Source organism: Thermogemmatispora sp. (assembly GCF_042408735.1).
In the GTDB taxonomy this organism is placed as follows: Bacteria; Chloroflexota; Ktedonobacteria; order Ktedonobacterales; family Ktedonobacteraceae; genus Thermogemmatispora.
This window is the reverse complement of sequence record NZ_JBHOQV010000070.1, coordinates 25459-39653: the sequence shown is the minus strand read 5'-3', so window position 1 is coordinate 39653 and position 14195 is coordinate 25459. Positions and strand designations below refer to the sequence as shown.

The 14195-nt window shown below is 63.9% G+C and carries 10 protein-coding genes; 4 read left to right on the top strand and 6 right to left on the bottom strand.

All coding sequences use genetic code 11. The features are described 5' to 3' along the window. Positions 1-2: 2 nt before the first annotated feature. Together ACFMO7_RS05500 and ACFMO7_RS05495 are read right to left on the bottom strand one after the other, a co-directional pair. The gene (locus tag ACFMO7_RS05500) at positions 3-665 is read right to left on the bottom strand and encodes a DUF4255 domain-containing protein (protein WP_376794512.1); all 663 of its coding nucleotides are present in this window, start codon (positions 663-665) and stop codon (positions 3-5) included. Positions 666-916: 251 nt separating this feature from the next. Continuing rightward, entirely contained in the window at positions 917-3331 is a 2415-nt protein-coding gene (locus tag ACFMO7_RS05495) for an NACHT domain-containing protein (protein ID WP_376794511.1), read from the bottom strand. Positions 3332-3585: 254 nt separating this feature from the next. Here ACFMO7_RS05495 and ACFMO7_RS05490 point away from each other — a divergent pair, with 254 nt between their 5' ends. The 3 genes from ACFMO7_RS05490 (at position 3586) to ilvD (ending at position 8018) form a co-directional block, all read left to right on the top strand. Then, positions 3586-4584 carry a CPBP family intramembrane glutamic endopeptidase gene (locus ACFMO7_RS05490; RefSeq protein WP_376794510.1) on the top strand — a complete coding sequence of 333 codons (999 nt, stop codon included), beginning with the start codon at positions 3586-3588 and terminating at the stop codon, positions 4582-4584. A 298-nt stretch (positions 4585-4882) separates the two neighbouring features. Then, entirely contained in the window at positions 4883-6196 is a 1314-nt protein-coding gene (locus tag ACFMO7_RS05485) for a mannosyltransferase family protein (protein WP_376794509.1), read from the top strand. Between the two features lie 124 nt (positions 6197-6320). Beyond that, on the top strand, positions 6321-8018 hold the full coding sequence (gene ilvD / locus ACFMO7_RS05480) for a dihydroxy-acid dehydratase (RefSeq protein ID WP_376794508.1): 1698 nt from the start codon (positions 6321-6323) through the stop codon (positions 8016-8018). 880 nt (positions 8019-8898) lie between these two features. Here ilvD and ACFMO7_RS05475 read toward each other — a convergent pair. Beyond that, a complete protein-coding gene (locus ACFMO7_RS05475) occupies positions 8899-9609 on the bottom strand; it encodes a hypothetical protein (protein WP_376794507.1) in 711 nt (236 codons plus the stop codon). 520 nt (positions 9610-10129) lie between these two features. Here ACFMO7_RS05475 and ACFMO7_RS05470 point away from each other — a divergent pair. Further along, the gene (locus tag ACFMO7_RS05470) at positions 10130-10660 is read left to right on the top strand and encodes a hypothetical protein (protein ID WP_376794506.1); all 531 of its coding nucleotides are present in this window, start codon (positions 10130-10132) and stop codon (positions 10658-10660) included. Positions 10661-10831: 171 nt separating this feature from the next. Here the strand turns inward: ACFMO7_RS05470 and ACFMO7_RS05465 are convergent, their stop codons facing one another. The 3 genes from ACFMO7_RS05465 to ACFMO7_RS05455 form a co-directional block, all read right to left on the bottom strand. Continuing rightward, positions 10832-12202, bottom strand: a complete 1371-nt coding sequence (locus tag ACFMO7_RS05465) for a dihydrolipoyl dehydrogenase family protein (protein WP_376794505.1) — start codon at positions 12200-12202, stop codon at positions 10832-10834. 176 nt (positions 12203-12378) lie between these two features. Next, the gene (locus ACFMO7_RS05460) at positions 12379-12720 is read right to left on the bottom strand and encodes a hypothetical protein (protein ID WP_376794504.1); all 342 of its coding nucleotides are present in this window, start codon (positions 12718-12720) and stop codon (positions 12379-12381) included. Between the two features lie 149 nt (positions 12721-12869). Beyond that, the gene (locus ACFMO7_RS05455; RefSeq protein WP_376794503.1) at positions 12870-14183 is read right to left on the bottom strand and encodes a dihydrolipoamide acetyltransferase family protein; all 1314 of its coding nucleotides are present in this window, start codon (positions 14181-14183) and stop codon (positions 12870-12872) included. Positions 14184-14195: the final 12 nt, after the last annotated feature.

The window sequence follows — 14195 nt, the reverse complement described above, 5'->3', positions numbered from 1 at the left end:
CTTCAGCTTGTGATGCCGCGCTTAGACGCGCTGCCCTGGCTCGACCGGCTTTCTTTGAGCACAACTGCGACTTCGTAGGTCATTGAGAGGCGAGCGTGAGCCTGCCAGGCACTCCAGAGCCGGGCCTGCTCCTCCATGCCGAGGAATTCAGGCCGAATGTGCAGCGCCTGCAGCGGCGCCGCTCTGGCCAGGCGCTGCAGGATGTTTGTGCGCCCCTGTCCTGAGCCGCCGGCGCTCGGCACCTGTAAGAGGCCCTGGAGCTGCTGCCCCTTGAGCAGGGCCGCTCGCTGCAGGCAGTCAATGGCCAACCCCATGAGCATCTCGCCCTGCCCATCGCGCTCACCGTAAGCGCTGAGCAAGTAGTGAAATTTCAAGGTCAGGACCGGCGGAGGCTGCCAGCCGGCTTCAGCTCCCTCGGAACCAGCTTCTTTGCCTGGTGGACTTTGTCGCCAGCTTGAGTCGGGGGTCAGACGATAGAGATAGAGGTTGAGCTGAGGTCGCTCCTCCGCTCCCAGAGCAACGCGGTCCGGTGGCAAGGCGGTGATGAGCACTTCCCCCAGACCTGCCTGCCCTGCCCGCTCGATCAGGGCGTTCTCCAGCAGATTCTTGAGAACGAAGGTGACTGCCGCCATAGTCCAGGCGCTGCTCATCTCACTCTGTGACATATGCCCCCCGTCTTGCTGGTTGGAAGGGTCTGCCTGGCGCCGGCGCCGTCGTGCCTGCACCATCCCGACTTTACCACGAAGCGCTCTTTTTTCGCTCTGTTTTGGCTCTCGTTTCACGCTGTCTCGATCAGAGCGGAGACCGCGCTCGGGAAAAGCTTCCGCCAGAGAAACCAGTCGACAGCTCGAGCGATCAACGCTGCGGAAGAAGGCAGGGCGAGAGAGGAAGAGGCGCAGAGAGAGATAGAGCAGAGCTAGGACGGTGGCTTCTCAATGGCTGGGCTGCCAGCCAGGGGGGCCTGTTGACGGAGGCACACAACGGCCTTTTCCTCTGCAATAGCGGCGAAGTGCTCCAGGAGGAGACGGTGAGAAAAGAGATAGGCACCGCCGGCCCGACGCAGCAGCCCTTCGGCTACGGCGATCTCTAGATAGTGTACGGCTCGCAGCGGCAGGCAGCCGGCAGAGAAGAGGAAGAGGCGCAGCAGGAGATGCTGGAGCCAGGCGGCCCCACCGGAGTTCCAGGCCAGGGCCAGGCCGATTCCTATGCATGGGAAAAGCAGGGCCAGCGTTTCAGGAAGCAAGGACTGCAGGGTGTCAGGGAGCGAGACGAACGGTAGGGGACCCGTGAGGAGGGCGATCAGGAGGGCACAAAGCCAGGCAAAAAGTTGGATGGCCACGAGAAGCAAGACGAGAGCGATCACGATGGCGCTCAGGCCGTAGATCAGGGCATAGCGCCCGGCGCGCCAGATCCCTTCGGCGGGACATAAAAACTTCGGCTCCGCCAGCGTGCTCCAGGAGAGGCCCCCCAGGAAGCTCCCCACAAAGGCACCTGCCACGCACAGAAAGAGTAAGACCAGAAAGGCGGCGCTCACAGCCGTAGCGAGCGAGGTCCGTCCTACTAACAGCGTGAGGGTCGTCAGAATGAATCCACACAGAGCCAGAGAGGCGAGCAGCAAGGGCATGAAGCGCTTGAGACGCCAGCAGAGGAGCCGCCCAGACCAGGTGGGCGCCTCGGTCAGCTCGATTCGGCCACCGAAATGGCGTATGATCCCTGACCAGGCTAACAAGCCTCCGAGGAGGCCAAAAACCAGACCGGCTGCCGGCCCAAGAGCCAGACCGAAGACCAGGGCGAAGCTTCCCCCAGCCAGCAGGGCGCGCTGTCCGCGCACCTTCCAAGGGCACGCTCCGCGCAGGGCACAGGTGGCCAGCCCGGTGACCAGACCAGCCAGCAGTCCGGGCCCCAGATAGGTATGCGCGGCTTCAAATGTCGAAAAGGGGCCTATAAGAACAACCGTGAAGAGAAGGGCGCTGGCCAGGCCAAAGACCAGACCCCACAAGGCCCCGGTCAGCGGCTTCCAGCAACGGCGCCCCCAACTTCGCGCCGGCAGCCAGCTCGCCTGGAGCTGATCCAGAAGAAATGCAGCTTGAGAATGCCCCAGGAGCTGCTGCGCCAGCCAACCAAGCCAGCGGCGTAGCCGGGCTGGCGTCAGGCCATAGCGCCGCTGGCTGCGTGCCATGAGCCGCTCGCTATAGCTCCACAAGAGTTGCTCCCCCTGCCAACTCCCTTCTTTGACCTCACAGAGCTTCTTTCCTCGACTTACCAGCATCTCTCTGGCAATACTCAGCAGCAAGGGACTGGTGATCATTTCAAGCAGGGAAGGATCGCAGGCAAGCACGGCACTGCGCTCGTCAGCCTCTGAATGGCGGGCGAGATAGGCTCGCACATAGGCCGGAGTCAGACCCTGAATGGCCACGGCGCCCTGGAGAGAGAGGCGCTCTGGCTGGGCGTAGTAGGCGTCACTGCGACAGGTGACGACCAACGGTAGGAGGCCATGCTCACGTCGATAGGCGTTGATGGCGCGGATGCAGGCGCTGCGCTGCTGAGCCGGGACTTCGTCGAGGCCATCCAGCAGGGGAAGAATCTGCTCAGCCTGCAGCCAGGCTCGCCCCAGGCGCGACGGGACCTGGTAGAGACGCTGTAGCTCCTGCAACAGCCAGTCTTCTAACGGCGGCTGGCGTCTGGCCCAGGAGGCGAGTGGAAAGACCACCGGGAGCGGGTGGCGCTCGTCGTCGCTGGCCCGCCTCAGCAGCTCGCGCAGGAGGCTCAGCAGCAGGGTGGTCTTGCCAGCACCCGGCTCGCCGAGCAGCAATAACTCGCCCAGCGCTTCGTCATAGCAGTCGAGGAGCGATGTTCCCTCTGGCAGGGGGCCGGCGGAAGCACAGGACGACCCAGGAAGGTCCTCTACCAGACTGGCCACTGCTCCTGACTCCCAGGCCAGGCACAGGCGAAGATCGGGCAGGGTCCGCAGCGAGGGTTCGAGAACGCCGTGTAGCCAGTAGAGGGCTACCTTCTCCATCAGGCGAGCGCGGTTTGACCAGCCTCGCTGCAGGCTGGGCAGGCCGGCTTCCGCCAGCCTCTCCAGGGGAGGGGCTGGGAGGGCTTCCTGGCTCTCCGCAACCAGGCCAAGCTGCACGGCGTCTTTGGCAAAAACCTGACAGAGCCGCTCGCGGAAATAGGCCGAGGGCATGATGATGCCCCGCTCCCAGTTGCTGACTGTGCCAGGCGTCGTCCCCAGCTCTTCGGCGAGTCGCGCCTGCGACCAGCCGCGCAGCTCGCGCTCGCTCCGTATGTTGCTGCTGTAGCGCGGTAGCCGGGTGGTGTCTGACATCGCCCTCCTCCAGGTCCAGGCCGTGCTGTGCTAGTGCCACCTATTAAGATGAGACTACGCACAGGCTCATAATGAGTACCTGATCAGCAGATAATGGGCAGATTGTCTGGCCTCGGCCTCCTCGAGGGCGCATACTCTCCGCAGATCAGGCGCGCCCGCCGGTATCCACCGAGTCTGCTGCCCCTTCGGCGGAACCGCCTGCCTGCCTACCCTGTCCGTCTTTCTGTCGATGAGCAAGAAGGAGGCTCTTCTCTATGGTAGAGGATACTGCCCGAGGCGCCAGCCCGCTCGGCAGCGCCGCGATCACCGGCCCACACGGAGGCTCTTTTGTCCAGCGTCATCCCTTGTTGTGCTATTATGTACTGGCCTTCGGCTTTAGCTGGACCGCCTGGATTCCTCTCTACCTTTCCCAGGAGGGGCTGAAGGTGCTCCCCTATCATACCTTCTATCAGTTGTCGGGAGTCGGCACCTTCATTGGTCCGGCTCTGGCGGCCATCCTGGTCACCGCCCTGAGCAGCGGGCGCCAAGGACTGGTCGAGCTGTTCAGCCGCGTCTTCAAGTGGCGTGTGGGCCTGCAGTGGTACCTGCTTAGCCTTTTGGGTATACCGCTGTTGCTCCTGGTCGCCGCTCCGATCGGCCTCTTGCTCGTCCGCCAGCAGCCAGTGACACCCGCCGATATGGCTACGCTCTTTAACTGGGGTGGCTTGCCTGGAGCGAGCGGCCCCTGGCTCTTGCATGCACTGATAGTCTTTGTTTTCGGGGGCCCTCTGGGCGAAGAGATCGGCTGGCGCGGCTTCGCTCTCCCTCGTCTGGAACAGGTTCGCGGCCCCTTCCTCGGGAGCCTGATTGTGGCCGTACTCTGGTTCGTCTGGCATGTGCCTTTGATCGTCCTCTATCCGGCGTATATCCACTACACCGCTCCGCTTCCGTACCTGGTGGATTTCTTCTTCGATGTATTAGTGTTCAACGTCTACATCACGACTTTCTACAATCGCACAGGCAGTGCGCTCATCACGATGTTCTGCCATACTTCAGTCAATATGGCGGGTTCAACTATCAAGGTGCTTCTCTCCCCTAACCTTTCACCCAACGTCCAGGAAAGCATTATGACGGTCTTTAATATCCTGTTCCTGGGCATCGCCGTGCTGATTATGCTGGTGACGCTGGGCCGTCAGGGCTACCAGCCAGGGCGCTGGGGTGTGCTGCCTCAGCCGGGAAGCCAGGAGCGCTATATTCGGCGGCAGGACAGCTAGATAATCTCCTTCCCTTTTCTGGACCCTGCTCCTGCTTTTTCTGTTGTATCGGATGAGAAGAGGGCTGGTCAGGATGACTGGCTCTCTTCTCCCTCGCTTTGGACGGCGTCGCTCCGCCGGGGGCCGCCCCGCGTCACTCCCTGGCCACTCAGTCCACGCTCCAAGCCGGCTCAAGCGCTTCCCCTGCCTGACGGGTCAGCTTTTTGCGTCCAAAGGGGGCGAGACGCATGCTCTCTTGCCTTTAGAAGCACGGGGAGTATAATAGCAGAGTATACACTACAGGTAGGGAGGCTTTGCTATGACCTTTGCTTCCCGGCACCGCAATCAGCTATTGATCGATGGGCGCGAGCGGACCACCGCTCGCCGTCAACCTGGCAGCGACAAGGGCGATTCACCGGCGCAGGCAACAGTTGGGGCAGGCAGAGGATGTTGCCGGTTTGCTGGCGCAGGCTGGCGCTCCTGGGCGAGTGCCTGCAAAGCCATCCTGCCCGCCTATCTGCTCAGTCATCTGATCTTTGCCATCATTACCTATCTGGCACCGCTCTTCAAGCTGCCAAACTTCAGCTCCCAGACACTGCCTCTGAGAAGCCTGCTGCAGAGCTGGCAGCACTGGGATGCCGGCCACTACATCCTGATCGCCACCGGGGGCTACCGTCTCTGGTGGCAGACGGCTTTCTTCCCCCTCTTTCCTCTGATGGAGCACTTGCTTGGCTCTCTGATCGGCGATGTCCACCTGGCTGGCCTCCTGATCGCCAACGCCGCCGGCCTCGTCCTGCTCACTGTCCTCTACCGCCTGCTGGCCGAGGACTGCCTTCCCGCCCTGGCCGAGCGGGTTGTCTTCTTCTACGTCCTCTTTCCTTCGGCTTTCTTCCTGGCCGCCGCTTACAGCGAATCCCTCTTTATCGCCCTGGCGCTTCTGAGCTTTTACCAGCTGCGCCACCAGCACTGGTGGTGGGCCGGTCTCTATGGCTTCCTGGCCGCCCTGACGCGCTCCGCCGGTCTCCTGCTGGTGATTGTTTTCGCCTACGAATACCTCAGCCAGCACGGCTGGCGGCTGCGGGCGCTGCGCCTCGACCTGCTGGCGGGGGCCCTCATCCCTCTGGGCACGGCGCTCTTTGCCCTCTACTGCTACCAGCGTTTCGCCGATCCCCTCGCCTTTGCCCACGCTCAAGCCGTCTGGCACCGTCAGCTTGAATTCCCTGGTCGCAGCATTCTGCTGACAGCGCTGGCCTTCCTGCGCCGTCCCTCGCTCTCATTCGATATGATCCATAACGCCTATGATCTGGCATGCGTTCTATTGATCCTGATACTGGTCGTTCTCTGCCTTGTAGGGCCATGGAAGTTTCCACGTGATTCACGGAGCTATGCTATCTACGCACTGACCTTCTTCGTCTTCAGCATCCTCTGGCCGACGGCCAACAGCGGCGCGCCGCTCAACGCCTTCCCACGCTACATGTTGACGGTCGTACCCGCCTTTGTGCCGCTGGCCAGGCTTGCCGCGGGAGAGGGCTGGCTCAGACAACACCTCGTCGAGCGCTTCTATCCAGCGCTCTCAGTCAGCCTTCTCAGCTTCGCCCTCTTTCAATTCCTGACTGGCGGCTGGATGGTCTGATGTGGCCAGCGCCATTGTGCTGGTGCTGGTCAACAGAGCGCTCATCGGCGGAAACCAGCCGGCGCACGCAAGGCGTTCCGCTATCGGATATAATACAGGCAGTATATCGATGGAGGCATCTCATATGGCTTTTGATCCCCGGCACCGCAGTCGGGTGCTGATCGATGGGCGCGAGCGGGCTGCCGCCCGCGCTATGCTCAAGGCCATCGGCTTCCGCGATGAGGACCTGCAGCGTCCCCTGATCGGCGTGGCCAATACCTGGATTGAGACGATGCCCTGCAATTTCCATCTGCGCCGCCTGGCCGAGCGGGTCAAGGCGGGCATCCGCGCCGCCGGCGGCACGCCGATGGAGTTCAACACCATCGCGGTCAGCGATGGCATCTCGATGGGCACCGAGGGCATGAAAGCCTCGCTGATTAGCCGCGAGGTGATCGCGGACTCGATCGAGCTGGTCAGCCAGGGCCAGATGTTCGATGCGGTCATCGCGCTGGCGGCCTGCGATAAGACGCTGCCCGGAACAGCGATGGCTCTGATCCGCTTGAATGTGCCCGGTCTCGTCCTCTATGGAGGCTCAATCGCGCCCGGAAAGTTCCGCGGCCAGGACGTGACGATTCTGGATGTCTTCGAGGCCATCGGGGCCACCGCCGCCGGTCGAATGAGCGAGAGCGATCTACACGAGCTGGAAAACGTGGCCTGTCCCGGCCCCGGGGCTTGCGGCGGCCAGTATACCGCCAACACGATGGCGATGGCCCTCGAATTTCTGGGCCTCTCTCCCCTGGGGACAGCCAGCGTCGGGGCCACCGATCCGCGCAAGGATGAGGTGGCTGAGCGCTGCGGGCGCCTGGTGGTGGATATGCTCCAGCGCGGCCTGACCCCGCGCGATATTTTGACCCGCCAATCGTTCGAGAACGCCATCGCCGGCGTAGCGGCTTCGGGCGGCTCGACCAACGCCGTGCTGCATCTGCTGGCCCTGGCCCGCGAGGCCGGCATCCCCCTGACGATCGATGATTTCGATGCTATTAGCCGTCGTACGCCGCTGATCGCCAGCCTGAAGCCGGGCGGGCGCTACGTGGCCCTGGATCTGGACCGCGCCGGCGGCACCCCCTTGCTGGCCAAACGCCTGATCGAGGCCGGCCTGATGCACGGCGACCAGTTGACGCCCACCGGCCGCACAATCGGCGAGGAGGCCGCCCAGGCCCAGGAGACGCCAGGTCAGGATGTGGTGCGCACAGTGGAGAACCCCATTAAGCCGAATGGCGGCCTGGTGATTCTCAAGGGCAACCTGGCCCCTGAGGGCTGTGTGGTAAAGATCGCTGGCCATGAGCGCCTCTATCATCGCGGTCCGGCCCGCGTCTTCGACCGCGAGGAGGATGCGATGCAGGCAGTGATCGGGCGCCAAATTCAGCCAGGCGATGTGGTGGTGATTCGCTACGAGGGACCGCGCGGCGGACCAGGGATGCGCGAGATGCTCGGCGTGACCAGCGCCATCGTGGGCGAGGGCCTGGGAGAGACGGTGGCCCTCCTGACCGATGGCCGCTTCAGCGGGGCGACGCGCGGGCTGATGGTTGGCCATATCGCCCCCGAGGCAGCGGTGGGCGGCCCGCTGGCTGCCCTGCGCGACGGCGATACAATCGTCATCGATGTCGAAAAACGCACGGTGAGCGTCGAACTGTCCGCCGAGGAGATCGCCGCCCGCCTGGCTCAATGGCAGCCACCAACGCCGCGGTATACCAGCGGTGTCTTTGCCAAGTACGCGGCCCTGGTCTCTTCGGCTTCCGAGGGAGCGATTACCCGCCCACCCCAGGCCAGTCCCTCGGCCTGAACCGTCCTCCAATCCAAGACTGACCCCTGCTTCACTAGCGAAGAGCGAGTTGGGACCTTCCCGCTCGCTCTTCTTGCATGCTCTGGTCAGCCCAGCCCGGCGCAAGCCAGGGCGCTCGGCCCTGCCACTGCGGCCAGTCTGTCAGCCTGCTGCCAGCCCCATGCAGGCAAGCCTCTATCTGAAGAGAGGCCAGGTTGTCCGCGTCCAGGTAGCTCGCAGCTCGCAGGTGTCATGTCTTCTCCCTCGCGGCCTCTGCAACAGGGTCGGGCCGGCCTATCCAGCCTCTCGCGCCGCCTGGCCGAAAAATGCCGCCCGGGACAGGCCATAGGGGAAGCGAAGCGCCCAAGCAATAGCGGCTCGTGAGGGCTGCCGGGGTCTCGACCAGAGTCCACAGGCTCTCTTGGGATTCGTTGAGCCAGAAAACGTGCTGGGAAGCCAGGCAGCATGGCCTTCCGCTCTGGCAAGCATCAGGACGAGCGATGAGATGAGCGCCAGGCTGGGGAAGAAGGCCGGCCAGGCCCCACAGCGCTGGCGTCTTACCGGTCAGGGCGCTTGCACCGGTTGAGCAAGGTGTCAGCCGTCGCTGAGAAGACTGCCTGCCTGTGTGGCGGCCGTGGCCCCGAGCGGGAGGGATAGGGCGGGAGGCCAGACCAGCCTGGGCAGGCATGGCTGACCTCTCCTCCGCCCAGAGCCGGCCTCTGAAAGGAGGAATGTCCGTCGCCTCCTATCTCGGCGGAGCGGCCAGCGGGCGGGCAGCTCCTGGCCTGGAGCGGCCAAGACCATCGTCGGCCGGCAGGAACATTCAGCATGAGGAGAAGCCACTTGTCCCCTCCCCCCGCTAGCGGGCAGGCACAGGCGGCCTGAGCGGCCGCCCAGCAGCTTAGCGCGTCAGATCGCGCGGATCGATCTCACGCGGCCTTTTCGGTCCCCACCAGGAGTTTCTCAGCGGACGGCCCAGCAAGCGATAGGCACGCCGGGTCGAGAACGACTCATAGCCTGGTTCCAGGCTCCGACGCAGCCGCCAGAGATCCAGGACCAATGGCCCCAGCACGACCCAGATCAGGAAGGCCAAGCCTGCCAGCAGCAGCCAGGTCGCCAGACGCCAGTGATCATCGTAAAACCCGTGAGGATGGGCACGGTAGCCCGCGGTTGTAAAGGCCGAGACCTGGCCAGTCTCCGTCACCACCGTAAAGGCCACCACAGGGTAACCACTGCCGCTCACGTGCTGCCCATTGTCTAAGTCCAGCTCCACGGCCTGCGGCGAATCGCTCTCGTAGACCAGCGAGCGGAGCGAGGGCTGCATTTGTTCGAAGACCCGACCGGGGTAGGGCGAAAAATCGCTCTCCCTGATGATGAAGAAGAGTATCCCGCCATTGATGCGCACGTAATCGTAGCCCTCCTCCTGGGAGGAATAGACCACGAAGGAGGTAATCGGAGGAGCGGCCTCGTAGTGGACCTGATGCGAGGTCAGGCCCCAGATCAGCCCGCCGACCAGCAGCCCACAGGCCGCCACCAGGTTGCCCACGCGCGTCGAGAGCAAGAACCAGAGCAGGCGCAGCAGCGCCCTCATCAGATTGGCCAGACCGGCCATGATCTTCAACCCTCCTTTATCTCTCTTACTTGTCAGAAAGAGAGCGTTGCTCACCGGGGAGAGTCCTAACCAGGAGAGGGTCTTTCATGGGCAGCCCAGCCACCGCCGACAATTGCAACCAGGGCGGCCCACCGTCCCGGCAATGCCACGCATAACGGTAGAACGTCAGAAGTAGCGACGAATCACTCTCGGTCACGTACACAAGAAAAGAAACAACCTGTCACACTCAAGTGACATCAACGCCAGCAACGAAGCGAGCGGTATACTTTCTTCTTCACCCCCCTTTTGTCTATGGTCTTGCAAATTTTCATAAAAGGATACATAAATAGAAGAGGAGCATAACTTCTGCGCAGTGCCTTAGAGGCAAGAACGGTTCAGATCAAGGTCACAATAGCGGCACATCCAGGAATCCTGGCCGAGAACTCTTCTACCCGCAAGACGTACCATATCACAGGAGAGACAAGCAGACGGATAGAGAAACTGAGAGACCTGGTTCAGCCAAACCCAGGCGGGGGGCAGTATGCAACACACATCGCTGCACTGTGAGCCGACGCTGAGTGAACGCCTGCCACTGACCATTGGCCTGTTGGGAGGGACGATTGTCGCAGCGGGCCAGTTTCTGCTACTCTTTGCGCTCTTCTTTGACCAACTCGGGTTAACGTGGGCGCCGCAGCTCAGGCTGCTGATGCTGCTGGGCCTCTGGCTCGGGCTGCCCGGTAGCCTGGCCTTGCTATTGGCGAGCATCATCGCGCGCTGTACGGGGGTGCGCGACGATGGGTACACTGTCGGGGGAACAACCGGCTGCACCGCCGCCCTGCTGACCACCGTGGGCACCGGCGTCTGGCTGATCATCACCATCGTCTCCATGCTGCCAGCCACGCGGTCGCCGCTCATCGACGAGGGAACAGGGGCCGCCTCCATGCCCAGCAGTCAACTCCTTGACTTCTACATCGTCCTGATCTTTATCAACCTGCTCTCCTTTCTGCTCGCCCTCATCTGCGGCATCCTTGGCGGTAAGCTTGGGTCGGGGCGCTCCGCCGCGGCCCACTAATCGAGGCTGAGCTGCCACAACGAGCACCCGGGCGCTCCCTCTCGCGCGCCTTCCTCCCCTCGTCCTCTGACAGGCGAGGGGTCTGCGAGAGCCTTGTAGCGGCGCAGCAGCCGGACGGTCAGACAGGCTGGCAGGCCCGTTGGCTGAGCGCAGGTCGACCCGGCGGCCCGCTCAGCCAGCCGTGGCACGTCCCAGCACATGGATGGCCTGGCCGAGCGCCCCCTCGGCGCTCTCCAGCCAGCACTCGGCCAGCGATGGATGGGCGTAGAGCAGCTCCGCCAGATCGGTCAAGGTGGCGCCCATCTCGATGGCCAGCCCCCCCATAGCGATCAACTCGCCGGCTCGCGGTCCCACCACCGTCATACCCAGAACGCTCTCATCCTCGGCATTGGCCACCACCAGGGCCATTCCCGTTTCGCCCCCGAGCATCAAGGCCCGCCCATTGGCACCCAGGGGGAAGCGTCCCGTCTTAACCTGGTAGCCGGCTCGTTGGGCCTCTTGCGCCGAATAGCCGACGCAGGCCAATTCCGGCGACGACAAGACCACGCGCGGCAGCACCAGAGGAGCAAACCGGACGCGTCGCCCGCAGAGCGCCTCGGCGGCCACCTTCCCCTGCTTGATGGCCACGCTCGCCAGAGGAGGCCCGCCCGTGCAATCGCCCGCGGCATAGATGCGCGGGGCACTGCTCTGAAGCGAAGGCGACACCTGCACGGCTCCGCGCTCATCCGTCTGCACACCCGCCGCCTCCAACTGCAGCCCTGTCGTCCGCGGACGCAGCTCTCCGCAGGCCACGAGCGGGCGCGCCTCCACCTGGGTAGCTGGCCTCTGGCTGATCACCTGCACGCCAAGCTGGCGCAGACCGGTTTGCAGCAGGCGCAAGGCTGAGGTCTCCACACCCGGCAGCAGCTCGTCACCTGGCAAGCAGAGCTGCACGCGCACTCCCAGGCGCGCGAAGAGCGTCGCCAGCTCCAGGGCCAGATAATCGGCTCCGGCCACCGTCAGGCTCTCTGGCAGCTCCGCCAGACTGAGGGCCTGTTCGGGCGTCAACACGGAGCGCCCATCGTAATCCAACCCAGGCGGCGGTACCATCTCCGCGCCGACAGCGATCAGACAGTGCTCGAACTTGAAGCGCTCCCCCTGTTCGCTCTCGACGCGCACCTCCTGGGGACCAAGAAACCAGGCCCGTCCCGCCACGTACTGAACGCGATTGCCTGCCAGCAAGCGCCGCACGCCCTCGGCCAGGCGCGCCACGATGCTGGCTTTCCAGGCTTGCAGGCGGCCCCAATCGAAGCTTATCTCTGCCGCCCTGATGCCCAGCGACGCCAGACCCTGGCTGTGCAGCTCAGCGTAGCGCTCGCTGGCACTCAGCAAAGCCTTCAGGGGGATGCAGCCCCGATGCAAGCAGGTTCCTCCGGGCGGCTCGGGATCAACCAGGGTTACCTGACGCCCCAACTGCGCGGCACGAATGGCCGCCACGTAGCCCGCCGGCCCCCCACCAAGGATCAGGACATCGACCGCGGTGGTCACATCGCCGACAACCATAGATGTTTCTTCCTTCTCTCACGTCTTCTGCAAGTAGCTCTTTGCTATTTGCCTGATGGAGACGCGCCCGAGCGGCGGCCAGGAGGAAGGCAGCGCGGACCGCAGGCCATTCCCTTGGCCGAGGTCCCGCGGCTTCCCCCTCCCGCTCCCCCGGCGCGTCTCCTCTTCCTCCGAGATCAGCCAGAGCGCTCTTCGGCCAGAACCTCATCGATGAGGCGCCAGCCATACTCGGTCAGGGTATGCCGCCCATGTTCGACGCGGCGAAAGACGTCCTTGAAGCGTGGCCCAACCTTCAAGGGATGGCTGGCCTGATCGATCCGGCGCGGGCGTGCCGTCCCATACTTGATCTTCGAAACGCCGTCCGAGCGCATCATCTGGAAGATTCCGGTATAGCTGCGCTCCCAGGTCGGGCGGTCAATCCCGAGCTGGCGGCGAATATCCTCGCGGCTAAAAACCTCCTTGCCCTCTTGCTTGACCAGAAAGGCGACGGCCTTAATAATCTCTTCGGCAGTTGCCACGGTCGGCCTCCTTCCGACACGCTGGCCGCAGGAGGACCAGAGCCAGCCAGGCCAGGCTTCCTCGCCTCGCTCTGCGCCGGCGAAGCGCCCTCCTGCCAGGACCATGAGTCAGTGTCTCAGTTTTTTGTTTGAAGTCTCAGGTACTCACATCAGACCATATCGAGCAGCAATTGCTGCGGATTCTCAACCAGCTCCTTGAAGCGCGCCAGGAACGCTCCTGCCTGAGCCCCATCGATAAGCCGATGATCGAAGGAGAGAGCCAGGGGCAGGACCGGGCGCGCTACCAGGGACCCACCGCGAACCACCGCCTTCTCCTGGAGCCGGCCCACGGCCAGAATGGCCGCCTCGGGATAGTTGATAATGGGGGTTCCAGAGCTACCGCCGAAGCTTCCCACATTGTTGAGGGTAAAGGTGCTGCCCGTCAGCTCCGACAGAGGCAGCGTGCGCCGGCGCCCACCCTCGATGAGACGCTCCAGCTCGCTAGCGATCTGCGCCAGGCTGAGCCGATCAGCGTGGCGCAGCACGGGCACCAGCAGCCCTTCTGGCGAAGCGGTAGCGATACCAATGTGATAGACACGCTTGTAGACGATCTCGCGCCGCTCCTCATCGAGGCTGGCATTGAAGATGGGAAATTCCTTGAGGACGGGAATGAGCAGCTTGACCAGAATGGGAAGATAGGTGAGGCGCAGCCCGCGCCGCTCAGCCACGGGTAAGAGGGCCTCGCGCAAGGCCACCAGGCCTCCCCCATCGGCCTCATCGAAGGCTGTAGCATGGGGAATGGTGCGCCAGGAGCGTTCCATGCGCTCGGCAATGCGCCGACGCAGTCCCGTCAGCGGCTGGCGCTCCTCCTCCGCCGTCGGAGCTGCGGGAACTGAGGTCGCTGCTGGTTGCGCGCCGTCGGCGGTTGCAGTGGCCGCCGTCGTTGGGGCCGAGACCGCCTCGGGGGCACCGGCCGCCGGGGTCACCGGGGCCTCCTGGCGGTTCCGCTGGCGCTCGGCAAAGGCCCGCACATCGGCCAGCGTCACCCGCCCCTCGGGTGTCGACGGAGGTACCTGCTCCAGATCGACTCCCAGCTCAAAGGCCAGCTTGCGCACAGCGGGGGCCGCCAGCACACGGCGCCGCCCACCACTGGCCGAGCTGGAACCAGTGACCACCGCCGTGGCGACACCGGCCCCGGCCTGCGCTACCTCCCTGGCCGCCGCTGCTCGTTCTCCCTCCGGCCTGGCAGCTTCCTCCTCGAAGACCACCAGCACCTGGCCCTTGCGCGCAATCGTCCCCTCGCCGACGCGAATCTCGGCCACGCGGCCCGTCACCGGCGACGTAATCTCTGTGACAGCTTTATCGGTCTCCACCTCTGCGATCGCCTGATAGGCCGTCACGCGCTCACCGACGCGCACCAGCCAGCGGCGAATCTCCGCTTCCTCCATACCCTCGCCCAGATCGGGCAATCTGAACTCGACCATAACGAACCTCTT